The sequence below is a fragment of the Sphingorhabdus rigui genome, from assembly GCF_014196595.1.
In the GTDB taxonomy this organism is placed as follows: domain Bacteria; phylum Pseudomonadota; class Alphaproteobacteria; order Sphingomonadales; family Sphingomonadaceae; genus Sphingorhabdus_B; species Sphingorhabdus_B rigui.
Genome location: NZ_JACIEA010000002.1, coordinates 366,977 through 382,413 on the forward strand (window position 1 = coordinate 366,977; position 15,437 = coordinate 382,413).

Genomic DNA, 15,437 nt, shown 5'->3' on the forward strand with positions numbered 1-15,437 from the left:
AAACGGGGCGTGGAGATTGCAGTGGACTTATTAGCTTCTGTTGACGAAGAGCACGGATCCGTAGGAAGCCAGCTGAAAGCAGGCCGCGAACGGCTGGGCCTTAGCCTATCCGATATCGCCGCAAAAACGCGTGTGCCGACTCGCCATCTCGAATCTATCGAGCAATCAAATTTTGACGCCCTCCCGGGCCAAACCTACACGCTCGGTTTCGCGCGATCTTATGCAAATGCGGTCGAAATGGATGCCGCCACAATAAGTGAGGCGATGCGCTTGGAATTGGCGCGCAGTGGCCATGAAGGCTATCAGCCACCAGCTCAAAACTACGAACCAGCTGACCCCGCACGGGTACCTTCGAAAACACTCGCATGGACGTCGGCCGCAATCGCGGCGGTTGCGCTGGCGGCATATTTTATATTCAGAAGCCTAACACTCACAAATGCTGCGCCAGCCGATAAACCGGTCACGTCACCGATCTCGGTAAAGCCAGCCGCCACAGCACCGATCGCGCCTCTGCCGGCAAATAGTGCTAATTCTGCGCAGTAAAGCACCCGACAACGCGGAACAAATCTAAATAAAATCAGGTTTTCTTTGCACTGAAATGGTGTGATGGCTATTTATTGCGTTGGTCCAATCAGCGGTACGTCCAAACTTGTCAGTTTAAGGGGAATGAGCAATGAAATTTCGGCTTGCTTTGTTAAGCGGCGCAGCATTTGCACTCAGCGCATCCGCAGTTGCGCAAGATGCAAATATTGACGGACGCGTGGGCAAGCTTGAAAAGGAAATGCGCGCTGTCCAGCGTCAGGTCTTTCCCGCAGGTGCCGGAAAATTTATCGCACCTGACATCCAGTCACCCACCGCGACAAAGCCCGAGAACACCACGACGACGTCAGCAACGTCGGACCTGTTGATGCGTGTAGACGCGTTGGAAGCACAACTGGCCACTTTGACGGGCCAGGTCGAGCAGCAGGGCAACAATATGCGTGGCCTCGAAGCGCGTTTGAAAATCTTGGAGGCGCAACTGGCGAGCGCGCAGATGGCGAGTGCACCGCAGGAAACCGAAGTGCCGGCAACCGCACAGGCCACAACCGCTCCAAGCGTCTTACCTGCCGCAGCACCTGTGCCCGTAGCAGTGACCGTCAAGCCAAAACCCGTTGTAGCAGCAGCCAAGCCGGTGGCTACGGCGGCTAAGCCAAGTGCTGCCCGCGTTGCCGCAGTTGCTGCCATTGAACGGCCAGCCACTGGCGACGCTTTTGAAGATGGTTACACTTATGGCTTCAGATTGTGGGAAGCGAAATTCTACCCAGAAGCGCAAGCCACGCTGGAAGAAACGCTTAAAACATATCCAAAGCACCGACGTGCAAGCTTCCTGCGAAACTTGCTCGGACGGGCGTGGCTGGACGACAAAAAACCTGCAACCGCCGTTAAAGTTTTCTACGATAACTACAAAGCAGACCCGCGTGGGGAGCGTGCACCCGACAGTTTGTTTTTCTTAGGGTCAGCTTTAACCGACCTCGGCAAAACGGCTGAGGCGTGCGAAGCATATGGTGAGCTTACAAAAGCGTATCCAGACGTTGCCAGCGGTCGCTTGGCGGATCGGGTCACTGCCGGTAAAACGCGCGCGAAGTGCAAGTAACCGTCGACGCTGCGCTTCTCGACCGCTTTAACGGCGCGGTAAATGCGCTGCATGTCGCGGCGGGTGCGCGCATATTGTGCGCGGTATCCGGCGGGCCCGATAGTCTGGCACTGCTTATATTGTTGTACAAAACGATGCCCGATCGCGTTGTCGCGGCGACCGTCGATCATGGGTTAAGGCCAGAGTCCGCCGACGAAGCATTATATGTGCAGCGTATTTGCAAAGACATGCAGGTGCCGCACGTCATTTTGTCGCCGGCCGAAAAAATCAGCGGAAATATTCAATCCGCTGCACGATCCGCAAGATACGCGTTATTGGCGCAGGCAGCAGAGCAGCATGATTGTGCGTATATCGCTACCGCCCACCATGCCGATGATCAGCTTGAAACCCTATTGATGCGGCTTGCGCGCGGCAGCGGCGTTGACGGGCTATCGGCTATCCGGTCGAATAATGGGAAGATACTGCGCCCCTTATTGGGGTTCACGAAAGACGAGTTGATTTCCATTTGCGCTGCCGCTGGGTTCAATCCGGTGGAGGACCCCAGCAACGCAAATACCGACTTTGAACGGGTCGCGATGCGCCATTGGCTGGCGAACACACAGCATCCCTTTCGCGCCGACCGTGCCGGACGCACTGCCAGCGCACTGGCAGATGCCTCAGAAGCGCTAAATTGGATGACCGAGACACTCACGCAAGAAAGGGTCCAGCGCGAAACGGACGCTATCATCTGCGATGCACGCAATGTCCCGCGCGAGATACAGCGCCGCCTGTTGATCCATTGCCTGCAGCTGATGGAGCCCGAACTGAGCCCGCGCGGCGATGCCATTGACCGCTTGCTTTCCGAACTTTCGGACGGGCGCACCGCCACCATGGGTGCTGTCAAATGCGAAGGCGGCGACAATTGGCGGTTTACCATGGCACCGCCGCGGCGGAACTAAGTTTACACCGGCTGGAATTTTGCCAATCGCTATATTGCCATTCACATAATCGCACCTACATTGACGAGGTATCTCTGCGCGTTTGGCGCGGAGCTGAAATCAAGGCAGTGATGATGAACGACGAACAGGAACCAAAGAGCAACCCGATGCTGCGGAATATGGCCATCTGGTCGGCCATCATTGTGGCGCTTCTGGTCGTCGCCTCCATTTTCAACGGCTCATCCACGCCGACCAACGGTATCACTTATTCGTCATTCCGCGACAAAGTTGAAGCGGGCGAAGTCAAGTATGTTGCCATCGCGCCAGACCGAATCAATGGCAAGTTTCAGAATGATGAAACCTTCGCAACAGTGCCGCTGCCGAATGACTCCAGCCTCCCCCCACTGCTTGCTGAAAAAGGCGTAGTGGTTGAAGTGAAAACTGCGGAACAGCCAAGCCTGCTGCTACTCCTCATATATCAGGCACTGCCATTCCTGCTGATCTTGGGCATCGCATTTTTCGTGTTGCGCCAAATGCAAAAGGGCGGCGGTGCTGGCGGCGCGATGGGCTTTGGCAAGTCCAAGGCAAAGCTGCTGACCGAAAAGCATGGCAAGGTCACTTTTGAAGATGTTGCCGGCATTGACGAAGCGCGTGAAGAGCTTCAGGAAATTGTCGAGTTTTTGAAAGACCCGCATAAATTCAGCCGCCTGGGTGGTAAGATTCCCAAGGGCGCATTGCTGGTGGGTTCGCCGGGTACCGGTAAGACTTTGCTGGCACGCGCTATTGCGGGTGAAGCAGGCGTTCCATTCTTTTCCATTTCGGGTTCGGACTTCGTTGAAATGTTCGTCGGCGTCGGCGCAAGCCGCGTGCGCGACATGTTTGAACAGGCAAAGAAGAATGCACCGTGCATCGTCTTTATCGACGAAATCGACGCCGTGGGCCGCAGCCGTGGCGCTGGCCTTGGCAACCAAAATGACGAGCGCGAACAGACGCTCAACCAGCTTCTGGTTGAAATGGATGGTTTTGAGGCGAATGAAGGCATCATTATCGTTGCCGCCACCAACCGCCCGGATGTGCTCGACCCTGCCCTGCTGCGTCCCGGTCGTTTCGACAGGCAAGTCGTCGTGCCGCGTCCTGACATTGATGGCCGCGTGAAAATCCTCGACGTTCATATGAAAAAAGTGCCTTTGGCACCTGATGTTGACGGCCGTGTCATTGCACGTGGCACGCCCGGTTTCTCCGGCGCCGACCTTGCTAACCTCGTCAACGAAGCGGCCTTGTTGGCAGCACGCCGTGGCAAACGCCTGGTTGCCATGCGCGAATTTGAGGACGCGAAAGACAAGGTGATGATGGGCACCGAGCGCAAGTCCATGGTCATGACCGAAGACGAAAAGAAAATGACCGCCTATCACGAAGCCGGACATGCGATTGTTTCGATCCATGAAGCGGCGTCGGACCCAATCCATAAGGCGACCATCATTCCGCGCGGTCGTGCGCTGGGTATGGTCATGCGCCTGCCGGAGCGTGATAATTACAGCTATCATCGCGACAAGATGCACGCCAACCTGTCGGTATCGATGGGTGGCCGCGTGGCGGAAGAGCTGATCTTCGGCTACGACAAAGTCAGCTCCGGTGCCTCAAGCGATATCCAATATGCCACGAGCCTTGCGCGGGACATGGTGACCCAATGGGGCATGTCCGACGAAATGGGCCCGCTGCAATATGAAGAGCGGCAGGAAGGTTATCTTGGCTATGGCATGTCGCAGCGGTCGGCGATGTCGGACGAGACAGCACGCAAGATAGATGCTGAAATTCGCAAGCTGGTGGAAGGTGGCCATAAGCGTGCCACCGACCTTTTGAAAAAGCACGACAAGCAGCTCCATCTTTTGGCAAACGCATTGCTGGAGTTCGAAACGCTGTCCGGTGATGAGATCAAGCAGCTGCTTGAAACCGGCAAATTCGAACGCGACGATGGCAAGGTTGCGCAACCATCGTCCATCCCGACCGTCGGGACGGCCATTCCCAAAGCAGGTCGTCGCAAATCCTCATCCGTTGGTGACGTAACGCCACAAGGCGTCTGATTTTCATCTTTGCAAGATAACCTCAACGCTCTAGTCCGGTTGACGAGAGAGTTGAGGTCGCAAATATGAAATTCGCTGTGCTGATTGCCAGCGGTGCGCTGCTGTGTGCCGTTCCCGCCCAAGCCATGGATGCGGAAACATTTTATGTGAAGGCACTGGCCCTTAAGAAAAAGGGCATGGGCGCGGTATTTTCAAAAGAGATCAAGCCGATGGCACGGCTGTTTCAAGCCGCCGCAGCTTCCGTCAAAGCAGAAAATGAACAAGCGCATGCTGCGGGCAAGCCCTTGTTTTGCGCGCCCAAAAAATATCGTCTAACCGCCGAGCAATTTCTGGAGGGTTTCGCGAGCATTCCCCAAGAACGCAGGCGTATTCAAACCGTTCGGGATGCCTGGCGCGAGATCGTGATACGTCGTTTTCCTTGTTAGGCCGATCCTAGATCGCGCCGGAGAGCGGCAAAATTAAAGTGCGTGTGCTGTCAGCTGACACCGATGGCGACAACGAGCACAGCAAATAAAGTCAGCGCGGTCATGGCAAAAACGGATAACAAGCACATCCGCCAAAAGGCGCCAAAACGCGATGTTTCATATGCCTGATGCAATTGCCGGTACATGTGAATGGGCGGATAAAATGTGAGTAATAATCCACCAATGGGTTCTGTCGGGCCAAAGCTAATCAATATGCCGCAAATCAGGCCAAGCAGCATCATGAAGGTCAGTGAATAGGTCACGAACACTGCGTGATCGAACATCTTGAACCGCCGGCGCCAGAAAAACAGCAGCCAGACAAAGGGGACCGATATCGGAATAAGTGCCCAGCTGTATTTATAGGCATTGGATTGCATCTTGTAGAAAAGCAGCTGCGGATTTTTCTTCGCCGTTTCCGCTGCCTTGTTCAGATAGGCTGCGCCCGGAAATTCCAAGTCGGTAAATTGGTACCCGTCGGCATCATTGGTTCCGTTGCCGAAGCTGTTCGCCGCGGTTCCCATGAGCGTCAGGCCCAACTTGTCGGATTTCAGCTCTTGCTCCAACGCTTGCGTCGGCTTGCCTGCTTTACGGGCCGCAAGAACGTCCTTTTCCAGCCGGGCGATATCGTCCCGCGATTTGCGTTGTTCGGCCGCAAATTCGGGTGTGGCGACCTCTGCTTTGGTGCTTCCGGCGCCCAAATCGACGGCGGCTTCGTCGCCATGCGACATCCAGTTAAATACCGCAAAGGTCAGGAACACCGAAAATAAAAACAGCGCGAGTGGAGAAACAAACTTGGCGCGTTCACCATGCACATAGCGCCGCGTTAACTCCCCAGGCTTCCAGAACAGCATGGGCAATGTGCGCCAAATCTTGCCGTCGAAATGCAGAACACTGTGCAGGATATCGTGACCAAACGCACTCAATGTGCGGTGCGCCTTCGCCTTTTGACCGCATATATGGCAATGTGGTCCATGCAGGGCTGTGCCGCAGTTCAGGCACATATCAGATGGATCTTTGCCCTCGCCAGCATTCGGCTCAACAGCGCGTGCGACTGCTGCACCAGTAATGATATCCGCTGCGGCTGCCAGTTCTCCACTCATTTGGCTCATGTATCAGCGGTGCGGTGGAATGCCAAAAGAAAAGGCCCGGACAAGCCGGGCCTCTTTCTTCAATATATGTGCGCGATATTACCGGTCGTAATCGCGCTGCATACCTGCGCCGCGTGCGGGAGCAGCGGCCGTGAGGCGAAGTGCTTCTGCCGAAAGGCTGATCGAGCCGACGGCATCGGCTTCTTCATCTTCGTCAACTTGAACCTTCTGAAGCGACTGCACGAGGCCTTCTTTCAGCTGGTCTGGGCGAACCGTCTCTTCAGCGATTTCGCGCAAAGCCACAACGGGGTTTTTATCGCGATCACGATCAACAGTCAGTTCAGCACCACCAGAGATTTCACGCGCGCGTTCTGCGGCGAGTAATACGAGGTCAAACCGGTTGGTGACCTTGTCGATGCAATCTTCAACAGTAACGCGTGCCATCTTGGCTCCTGATTCTTCGGAATTTCGGGAAGTTGCTCGCGCCTAAAGACAACCAGCGAAAATGTCAATGAAAAGGGCAGGCAGCTTGCCGTAGCCTGCGCAAAGCGGTAAACTGAGTTATGGCAACGCAATCAGGCACCCCGGGGTTCCCCGGAAAGCAGTTTCAGGTTGCTGGCCATCAGCTCCATCTGGTTCATGCCCCGAACGACAGGCTTGATGCGGTGTTGCGCCTGATCGGGGTGGCGGAACACTCCATCCAAATGTTTTTCTATATGTTTGCCGACGATTCGGCTGGACGCGACGTGCGGACGGCGTTGGTCGAAGCGGCAAACCGCGGTGTGCAGGTACAGCTTATCATCGATAGCTTTGGCTCTGCCGAAATTAGCGACCGTTTCTTTGACGCACTGACCGATGCGGGCGGAAGATATCATTGCTTCAGCACCCGCAAGGGCTTGGGCTATATCATCCGCAACCATCAAAAAATCCTCATAGCCGATGGCAAGCACGCACTGGTGGGCGGATTTAACATTACCGATCAATATTTCGGGCGAGCAGGTGACGATGACTGGGAAGATTTGGGCATCATTATAACCGGCCCGGAGGTGCCAAGACTGGCGCGCTACTTCGACGACATGGCAAGCGCATCGGTCGGCGGAAAGGTGCGCTATCGTAAAATCCGTTCGATTATCCGGCAATGGCGACCGGGCATAGGCGAAGTCCAATGGCTGTTGGGCGGACCGACAAACCGGATCTCGCCATGGGCGCTTACGTTCAAACGGTCTTTGGAGGTCGGGAAACGGTTCGACATTGCATCGGCCTATTTTTCCCCGTCGCAAACAATATTGCGCCGATTGGCGAAGGTATCGAAACGGAACAAGGGATCGCGGCTCATCATGGCTGGTAAAACAGACAATGGGGCCACCATTCCCGCGGCACGGTTGCTCTACCGTTACCTGCTGCGGCGCCGAACGAAGATTTACGAATTCCAGCCGCGCCGCCTGCACATGAAGCTGATGGTTATCGATGACGCGGTGTATATTGGCTCGGCCAATCTCGACGTCCGCAGCATGTTCATCAATCTCGAGATCATGGTCCGTATCAAGGATGAGGCGCTGGCGCTGTATATGCGCACGTTGATCGATGGGCTGGTTGCCCAGTCCGAAGAGCAAACGCCCGTGTTGTTAAAAGCGCGCGACACTGTTTGGAGCCGGTTCAAGGCTGCAATTGCATATTTCCTCGTGAATTCGGTGGACTACACCATCGGTCGGCGGATTAAGTTCAGCCTGCTGCGCAACCGGTAATCACTCTTTCCAGCCCCAAAAAAGGTGGCATGGCAAAATATTCCAGAATTCGTACCCGCTATCGATTTTACGAAAATGCGGTGCCATAAAATCGCGCGCACGGGCACGGAACTGGTACACCAGAAATGCGCCGCCGGGCCGAATGGCTTTTGCTGTTTCCGCTGCAATCACCGGCCCCAGATTGTTGGGCAGTGTCGAAAAAGGCAATCCCGACAAAATATAGTCCGCATGCGCAAATCCGAAATGGCTGATAATCTCATTTACGTCAGCGGCCGACCCATGCACCGCGATAAAGCGGCTGTCGCATATAGTGCGGCGCAAATAGTCGATGAAATCTTCGTTCAGGTCGATGACCAACAAGGTCGCGTCGGGACGCATGCGGTCGAGCACAGGCTGGCAGAATGTACCGATGCCTGGCCCATATTCAACGAACAGCTGTGTATTGTCCCAATCGACCGGTGCGAGCATTTTTTTGACGGTCTTGGATGAGGACGGAATGATCGACCCGACCATCACAGGATGCTTGATAAAGCCTTTGAAGAAAATGCCCCACGGACCAAAAAAGCGGCTGGCCCAGGCTTTGATGCGGTCACGCACCGTCGCTTTAGCCAAAGTTGAAGATGTCATGCGATGGGTCCGGGGACAATTGTTGCGCGTTTCTTACAGTCACGATTGGACTCCGTTTATGCAAACGCATTAACTAATAATCTGTTCCCCACGGTTGCATTGTTTTGCATATCGGTTCTAATGCCACAGATATGGCACAGCTTCCCCGAGGAACAATTTCAGTGATTTTCGTGGCGCAGCGGACCGATGCTGACGCAGCGGGCTATGCGCGCGCAGCCGCGATGATGGAAGCGCTGGCTGTGCAACAAAAGGGGTATATCGCCATGGATTCAGTGCGAGGGTCAGACGGGCTTGGCATAACCGTCAGCTATTGGACTGATGAAGCCAGCGCGAAGGCATGGCGCGATCACCCCGAACACACCGCTGTGCGCGATTCAGGACGCGATCTTTGGTACAGCGATTACAGCCTGCATGTCGCAGAAGTCACGCGCAGCTATGATTGGGAAAAACCATGAGCGCAGTTCAGGCCATACCCAACAGCCGCGTCGTCGTCCTTTTCCTCGTCATGCTCGTTGCCGCCGCGGGCAATACGGCGATGCAGTCGGCATTGCCTGCCATCGCAAGCGAACTGGATATGCCCGATGTGTTGGTCAGCCTAGCGTTTAGCTGGTCTGCACTTTTATGGGTCATCACCGCCCCCAAATGGGCGCGCTTGTCCGACCGTCGGGGCCGCAAACAATTGATGAGTGTCGGCATCATTGGCTTCATCTCATCAATGGGCCTTTGCGGGCTGGTATTATGGCTGGGCCTTGCCGGCCTGATCGGGCCAATCGTTACATTCATACTCTTTGCGATTTTCCGCAGCCTTTATGGCGGTTTTGGTTCCGCGGCTCCGCCCGCTGTTCAGGCATATGTTGCCGCACGAACCGAACGCGCCGAGCGGACGAAGGCATTGTCGATGCTTGCCTCGTCATTCGGCGTAGGCACAGTCATAGGCCCGGCGACCGCGCATTATTTGTTGTTCCCGCCCTTTGGACTGGCCGGACCGTTGATCATGTTTGCGATATTTGGCGTCGCGGTCCTAATCGCATTGCATGTGCAGTTGCCGAACGACACCCCGCGCTTTGCCGCGCGTGGCTCGGTTGCAGCCTACCCCAACTCTGCGTCCATGAACGCGCTCGATACCGAAGACGTGGACGGCGAAGCGCTCGGCTCCGTACCCGATGCCGAAGTCCGCTTGCCATGGCGCGATGAAAGATTGGCGTCGTGGCTTATTGCGGGCCTCATTGGCGGGCACGCGCAGGCAATCATCCTGGGCGTGGTCGGTTTCCTCGTCCGCGATCGCCTTGGGCTGCATGATCGCCCTTGGGAAGCGGTGCAGGCCAGTGGCTCAGTCATGCTCATTGGCGCGATGGCCACGTTATTGGCGCAATGGGGCCTCATCCCGATCTTGTCGCTCGCCGCACGCAGTTCAGTGCTTTGGGGTTCGATACTGGCGCTGATTGGCACCATATTAACCGGCGTTAGCCATGATTTTTACGGCATCAGCACAGGCTTTGCGATTGCATCTTTGGGCTTTGGACTGTTCCGGCCGGGATTTACCGCCGGCGCCTCATTGGCTGTCAGGCGGCATGAGCAAGGCGATGTTGCCGGTAAAATCGCATCGATCAATGGCGCCGCCTATATTTTTGCACCAGCCGTCGGCGTCGCCCTATTGAACTGGTGGGAGCCAGCAACCTTCATTCTCATCTCTGCCTCATTGGTTTTTCTGATCATTTGGGGCAGACGGGCGTTGATTGTTCCCGACGAAGCGTAACGCGCATTCCGCATCATTGCTAAGTCACCACATCATATCGTTTCGCACGCTCGCCTAACCGAAGCAGGTTTTACGCAAAAAAAGGGCCGACCGAAGTCGACCCTGAAAAAGTCTTTAGGAGAGGATGCCTATAAGGCTTGTCCCCTATCGCGATATTTCATTTTTTGTGCAAGTGCGAACAGTGCAATAGCAGTTGCATATCATGCAACTGCTATTTATAAGATTAAACTGAATTCCGCGGCATTTTCACGATCGCAGAATCAAATCACTTTTGTTGCAGTGCGACAAAAAAGGAGATGATATGCGCAGATTGCCACCATTACGGTCATTGGAAGCCTTTTTGCGCGTCGCCAAATTGGGTTCGGCCAAAGCCGCGGCCAGTGAACTGGCGCTGTCACCTCCTGCCTTAAGCCGCCGCATTAAAGCGCTTGAAGATTTTATCGGCAAATCGCTGTTCGACCGCCGCGCCCAAGCCATGGTCATTAACGCCGATGGCGAAACCTTACTGGCGGCTGTCGAGCCGGCAATGGATGCGATGGCCGAAGCTGTTGAAGAGCTTGCTGGCCGTGGCGGCGAATATCGCCTACGCCTCGGCTTGCTTCCGCTTTTTGGTTCACAACGCCTTATCCCGCGCCTCCCCGAATTGCGCAAAGCTTTCCCGAAATTGCATATCGACGTTGATACCTCTGGCCATGCGGAAAATCTGTTGGGCGACGTGATTGATGCCGCGATCATCATCGCTGCCGAGGTTGACCCAAAACTCTACAGCGTTCGTCTCGACCGTAACCTTGTCTATGCGATTGCTTCGGAACAATGGGCCAAAGAGCATAATGTGCAAAAGCCAGAAGATCTGGCCAAGCATACGGTCATGGTCCACAGCGATATGCCCATGATATTCGATGCCTGGCGTCAGGCCATGGGCGCACCCCGTTTAAAACCCGCCGCCATTGATAGTTTGGATAGCGGCCCGTTGATGCTTGAAGCTGCCGCCAATGGGCTGGGCGTCGCGATCATGCACGGAAGCCATTTTTCTGACGCGCGTGATCCACGCCTGACGCGTCTTTTCGATACAGAGGTCGAAAGCCCCTATAGCTACTGGTTCGTGTGCCGCCCGCGCGCGCTGAAGCAGCGCGCCGTCAAGATTTTCCACGACTGGCTGTTAAAGTCGGGCGTATAAATTCGGTAGCGCGAACACTTGACCCATCGCCCGCCCGCCGTCATTGCAGTGTGATGACTGATGACGTTTCTGAACTGAATTTCGAACAGGCGCTACGCGCGCTTGAGGATATCGTCCACAAGCTGGAAAGCGGTGAAGCGCCGCTTGATGAATCCATTGCGCTATATGAACGCGGCAACACGCTGCGGGCGTTGTGCCAGCAACGGCTTGATATGGCGAAGGCACGGATTGAAGCGATTACGCTTGGCCCTGACGGTGCGCCAACGGGCACCACATCGTTCGACGCCGGATGAATGTGATGTCGCCGGTATCGACATCTTCGCTGCTTCAAGATGCGCTGAGCCATATTGCAGCAGATGTTGACCAAGAATTCGACACGCTGCTGAAAATACCCGGGGACGCACGCGACCGTTTATATGCAGCGATGCGGCACGCCACTATTGGCGGCGGCAAGCGTCTTCGTCCGTTGCTGGTGACGGCCACCGCAGCCTTGTTCCATGTCGACCGCAAAACGGCGTTACGCGTGGGTACGGCGGTTGAGGCCATTCACGTCTATTCGCTGGTGCATGACGACCTGCCCTGCATGGATGATGATGATATGCGCCGTGGCAAGCCCACCGTGCATCGCGCGTTTGACGAAGCGACGGCGGTTTTGGCCGGTGACTCGCTGCATGCGCTTGCCTTTGAAATCTTGGCCAATCCAGATACCCATAGCGACCCATTTGTGCGTGGCGAACTGGTGTCGACGCTGGCGCTGGCCAGTGGTCCTGAAGGCATGGCGGGCGGCCAGATGATGGACATTGAGGCGGAGAACGCAGCGTTCGATTTGCAAACGGTCATGCGCCTGCAGGCGTTGAAAACCGGCGCACTTATTGCTGCAAGCGTCGAAATGGGCGCCATTTTGGGCCATATCCCGCCCGAAGGCCGCACGCATTTGCGGGGCTATGCCCGCGACATTGGCCTTGCCTTTCAAATTGCCGATGACATTTTGGATGTCGAAGGTGACCCCGAATTGGCTGGCAAGGCGCTGCAGAAAGATGCCGAGGCCGGCAAGGGCACATTTGTGTCGCTGATGGGGCTTGATCGCGCCAAGCAACAGGCCGAAATGCTGGTCCAGCAAGCCAATGATTATCTATCAAGCTATGGCGCAGAGGCAGATTTGTTGCGCGCCATTGCGAATTATATCACGGAAAGAGATCGCTGATGACCCACCGGATTGGCGTATATCCCGGAACTTTTGACCCAATCACCTTGGGCCATATGGACATCATCCGGCGCGGCGCGAAGTTGGTTGACGAACTCATCATTGGCGTGACCACCAACGCGTCAAAATCGCCGATGTTTGCCGATGAAGAGCGTATTGCGATGGTCGAGCGCGAAGTTGCGACAATTGGCGCAGGTCATATCCGCGTTGTCGGGTTCAATTCACTGCTGATGGACTTTGCCGAAGCACATGGCGCAAGCACGGTCATTCGCGGTATTCGCGGCGTCACGGATTTCGAATATGAATATCAGCTCACGGGTATGAACCGCCAGCTGAATGACCGCGTCGAAACGCTGTTCCTGATGGCAGATGTCTCGCTTCAGCCCATCGCGTCACGGTTGGTGAAGGAAATCGCGATGTACGGTGGCGAAATTGGCAAGTTTGTGACGCCTGCGATCCGCGATGAAGTTGTCGCACGCGTTCAATTATTGGCCAGCAAGGCAAGCTAATTACGCGCCTGCGCGTTCCACAGCCTTACGCCGCTTGCGTTCCTTAGGCGCCGGCAGCTCAAGATATTCCTCCGGCACATATATGGCATAAGTTGCCAAGCGGATCTCGTGCACGAATTGAAACAGGCAAGCCGACAACAGCGCCAGTGCCAGCATGAATATAGCCACGGCTATCCATGCTGCCGAAATATTGGTGAGCCCCATCACAAACAGCACCACGATCATGATGCACACCGAAATCGCGGACAGAACCGCGCACAAGATCGATCTTCCCACCACACGCATGCGCTTTTCAATGATACGCAGTTCGGTGACGACCCGTTCGTGCGCTTTCCCGTCGGTCTGGGCATATTGCCGCTGCAGGTCGCGTGACCGGTCCACAATGCGCGACAGTCGGCCGGTGAGGACATTGAGCAGGCTGCCCACCGCAACAAGCAAAAATGCGGGGGTCAGTGCCGTCTGCAGAACGGAAATGACCGCCGCCAGATCCGGGCCAAATTTACCGTCCATTTTGCAATTCTGCCGCCAATGTCCGCAAATCGGTTTTCAGCAGCTTGCCGATATGGCTGCGCGGCATTTCGTCGATGGGATAGAGCACCGAAATGCGTTGGGTTTTGCCAAGCTGTCCATTCACCCGTTCCAAGATAGTGTCGGGCGTGCTGCTGGCGTCGGGATGCAACCGCACAAAGCCAACCGGCGTCTCGCCCCATGCATCCGACGGCATGCCGACCACAGCAGCCTCAGCGACCTCCGCTTGCGCCTCCAGCAGCTCCTCCAGATCTTTGGGGTAAATGTTGAACCCGCCGGAGATGATCATATCCTTCGCGCGCCCGACGATGGAGACAAAGCCGTCTTCATCAACGATCCCGATGTCGCCGGTTTTGAGCCAGATATTGCCATCCTCATCGCGCCATTCCATCTCGCGCGTTTTTTCAGGCTGGTTCTTATAGCCGGACATCATCGTGGGTGACCGGCCCGTTAAAACGCCTTTTGATCCAGCAGGAAGACGATTGTCGTCGTCATCAAGGACGATTAGTTCATGGCCCGTCACGGGCTGACCCACGGTGTGCAGCTTGTCGGGGAAATTATGCGCCTGCAGCATGCAGACCACCCCGCCCTCGGTCATCCCATAAATTTCGACGAGCCCGCCGGGCCAGCGTTTGACAACATCCGCCTTTAACTCCGCCGGGAATGGCGCGCTGGTGCAAAATTTGATGATGAAATGCGAAAGATCGTAATTGGCAAAACCATCATGCGCCATGATCCGCTGATATTGGACGGGCACCAGCATGGTATGCGTTGTCCGGTCGGACTGTGCATGGTCAAGATAGCCGGTGACATCGAATTTATCCATAATCCGCGCAAATCCGCCATGGCACATGGTCGGCAGGAACACAGCAAGCGTCGTATTCGAATATAAGGGCGTGGAAACCAACGAACGGGTATCACGACTGTAAATGGATTTGAAACCACCCGCCATCTGGTGCCAGCGCATGGCGTGCGAATGGATGATGCCCTTTGGCGTGCCTGTCGTTCCGCTCGAATAAATAATGTTGAACGGGTCAGTCGGCGCAGGTGCAGCCGATGCAAATGTCGCGCCCTCTTCGGCCATCCAAGCTTCAAGGCTTGGGTGCGGTGCGTCGCCATTATCCAATATGACAATGCGCACATCGCCCAAGTCTATACCGCCAAGATCGGCCAGCTTTGCCGCATCGACAAAAAGATGCATCGCCCCTGAGTCCCGCAACATCGCGGACAATTGCGCCGGGGTAGCCGATGTCGTCAGCGGCGCAGCGCAGCCGCCTGCACGCACTGCAGCCAAATAGACCAATGCGTAATTGATGTTGCTCATGCCCAAAATGGCGACCGCCTGACCATGCTGAAGGCCATCGCGCTGAAGCTGCGCGGCAATGCGTGACGTTAGCTGCGCAACTTGGCTCCAAGAAACCGTGGTAAACTTGTCTGCGAGCGCGTGCGCGTCGGGTTTTTCTGTACCCCAAGCACCGATAAGTGCGCCAAAGTCACCAAAGCTCTTTTCCAGTTCAGTCTCGATATTCATCACGTTTTGTGCCTATCCCTTAGATGCGCATGTGATGATTTAGCGCGATATCGAAAACTTTCACCGCTTAATTTTTCGCCGCACCCCGCCACCCAAAAACGCGACAAGCGACAGGCGCAAAAGATTGTGGAAAAATAGGGCATTATTGCCGCTTTCCCTTGGGCTTTTCGGCCTTGC

The 15,437-nt window shown here is 55.6% G+C and carries 17 protein-coding genes; 12 read left to right on the plus strand and 5 right to left on the minus strand.

Going from position 1 to position 15,437, the window contains the following annotated elements:
• Nucleotides 1-21: 21 nt before the first annotated feature.
• The 5 genes from GGR91_RS09325 to GGR91_RS09345 all read left to right on the plus strand — a co-directional run bounded on the left by GGR91_RS09325 (nt 22) and on the right by GGR91_RS09345 (nt 5,056).
• A complete protein-coding gene (locus GGR91_RS09325; RefSeq protein ID WP_183941921.1) occupies nt 22-543 on the plus strand; it encodes a helix-turn-helix domain-containing protein in 522 nt (173 codons plus the stop codon).
• A gap of 130 nt (nt 544-673) precedes the next feature.
• Entirely contained in the window at nt 674-1,633 is a 960-nt protein-coding gene (locus GGR91_RS09330; protein ID WP_183941922.1) for a tetratricopeptide repeat protein, read from the plus strand.
• Nucleotides 1,624-2,571, plus strand: a complete 948-nt coding sequence (tilS, locus tag GGR91_RS09335; RefSeq protein WP_183941923.1) for a tRNA lysidine(34) synthetase TilS — start codon at nt 1,624-1,626, stop codon at nt 2,569-2,571. The genes GGR91_RS09330 and tilS overlap by 10 nt, the downstream gene beginning before the upstream one ends.
• A 113-nt stretch (nt 2,572-2,684) precedes the next feature.
• Nucleotides 2,685-4,631 carry an ATP-dependent zinc metalloprotease FtsH gene (gene ftsH, locus GGR91_RS09340; protein ID WP_183942063.1) on the plus strand — a complete coding sequence of 649 codons (1,947 nt, stop codon included), beginning with the start codon at nt 2,685-2,687 and terminating at the stop codon, nt 4,629-4,631.
• A gap of 77 nt (nt 4,632-4,708) precedes the next feature.
• Nucleotides 4,709-5,056, plus strand: coding sequence for a hypothetical protein (locus GGR91_RS09345; protein WP_183941924.1), 348 nt, complete (start codon nt 4,709-4,711; stop codon nt 5,054-5,056).
• A gap of 50 nt (nt 5,057-5,106) precedes the next feature.
• On the opposite strand, the gene GGR91_RS09350 is transcribed toward GGR91_RS09345, so the two are convergent.
• Both GGR91_RS09350 and rpoZ read right to left on the minus strand, forming a co-directional pair.
• The gene (locus tag GGR91_RS09350) at nt 5,107-6,195 is read right to left on the minus strand and encodes a DUF3667 domain-containing protein (protein WP_183941925.1); all 1,089 of its coding nucleotides are present in this window, start codon (nt 6,193-6,195) and stop codon (nt 5,107-5,109) included.
• A gap of 87 nt (nt 6,196-6,282) precedes the next feature.
• Nucleotides 6,283-6,627, minus strand: a complete 345-nt coding sequence (gene rpoZ, locus GGR91_RS09355; protein WP_183941926.1) for a DNA-directed RNA polymerase subunit omega — start codon at nt 6,625-6,627, stop codon at nt 6,283-6,285.
• A gap of 119 nt (nt 6,628-6,746) precedes the next feature.
• Between rpoZ and GGR91_RS09360 the strand changes: the two genes are divergently transcribed.
• On the plus strand, nt 6,747-7,928 hold the full coding sequence (locus tag GGR91_RS09360) for a phospholipase D-like domain-containing protein (RefSeq protein WP_183941927.1): 1,182 nt from the start codon (nt 6,747-6,749) through the stop codon (nt 7,926-7,928).
• Here the strand turns inward: GGR91_RS09360 and GGR91_RS09365 are convergent, their stop codons facing one another.
• Complete coding sequence (locus GGR91_RS09365; RefSeq protein WP_183941928.1) at nt 7,929-8,555, minus strand: class I SAM-dependent methyltransferase; 627 nt, start codon at nt 8,553-8,555, stop codon at nt 7,929-7,931. It abuts the gene before it with no gap.
• Between the two features lie 131 nt (nt 8,556-8,686).
• Between GGR91_RS09365 and GGR91_RS09370 the strand changes: the two genes are divergently transcribed.
• The 6 genes from GGR91_RS09370 (at nt 8,687) to coaD (ending at nt 13,201) form a co-directional block, all read left to right on the plus strand.
• Entirely contained in the window at nt 8,687-9,010 is a 324-nt protein-coding gene (locus tag GGR91_RS09370) for an antibiotic biosynthesis monooxygenase family protein (protein WP_183941929.1), read from the plus strand.
• The gene (locus GGR91_RS09375; protein WP_183941930.1) at nt 9,007-10,311 is read left to right on the plus strand and encodes an MFS transporter; all 1,305 of its coding nucleotides are present in this window, start codon (nt 9,007-9,009) and stop codon (nt 10,309-10,311) included. The genes GGR91_RS09370 and GGR91_RS09375 overlap by 4 nt, the downstream gene beginning before the upstream one ends.
• Nucleotides 10,312-10,612: 301 nt before the next feature.
• Nucleotides 10,613-11,488, plus strand: a complete 876-nt coding sequence (locus GGR91_RS09380) for a LysR substrate-binding domain-containing protein (RefSeq protein ID WP_183941931.1) — start codon at nt 10,613-10,615, stop codon at nt 11,486-11,488.
• 53 nt (nt 11,489-11,541) lie between these two features.
• A complete protein-coding gene (locus GGR91_RS09385; protein ID WP_183941932.1) occupies nt 11,542-11,781 on the plus strand; it encodes an exodeoxyribonuclease VII small subunit in 240 nt (79 codons plus the stop codon).
• 5 nt (nt 11,782-11,786) lie between these two features.
• Nucleotides 11,787-12,692 carry a polyprenyl synthetase family protein gene (locus GGR91_RS09390; protein WP_246337158.1) on the plus strand — a complete coding sequence of 302 codons (906 nt, stop codon included), beginning with the start codon at nt 11,787-11,789 and terminating at the stop codon, nt 12,690-12,692.
• A complete protein-coding gene (gene coaD, locus GGR91_RS09395) occupies nt 12,689-13,201 on the plus strand; it encodes a pantetheine-phosphate adenylyltransferase (RefSeq protein ID WP_183942064.1) in 513 nt (170 codons plus the stop codon). Before GGR91_RS09390 ends, coaD begins: the two co-directional genes overlap by 4 nt.
• Here coaD and GGR91_RS09400 read toward each other — a convergent pair whose 3' ends face one another.
• Nucleotides 13,202-13,711: a DUF2721 domain-containing protein gene (locus GGR91_RS09400; RefSeq protein ID WP_183941934.1), complete on the minus strand. Its 510-nt coding sequence runs from the start codon at nt 13,709-13,711 to the stop codon at nt 13,202-13,204. It abuts the gene before it with no gap.
• Complete coding sequence (locus GGR91_RS09405) at nt 13,701-15,260, minus strand: class I adenylate-forming enzyme family protein (protein ID WP_183941935.1); 1,560 nt, start codon at nt 15,258-15,260, stop codon at nt 13,701-13,703. Before GGR91_RS09405 ends, GGR91_RS09400 begins: the two co-directional genes overlap by 11 nt.
• Between the last annotated feature and the right edge of the window lie 177 nt (nt 15,261-15,437).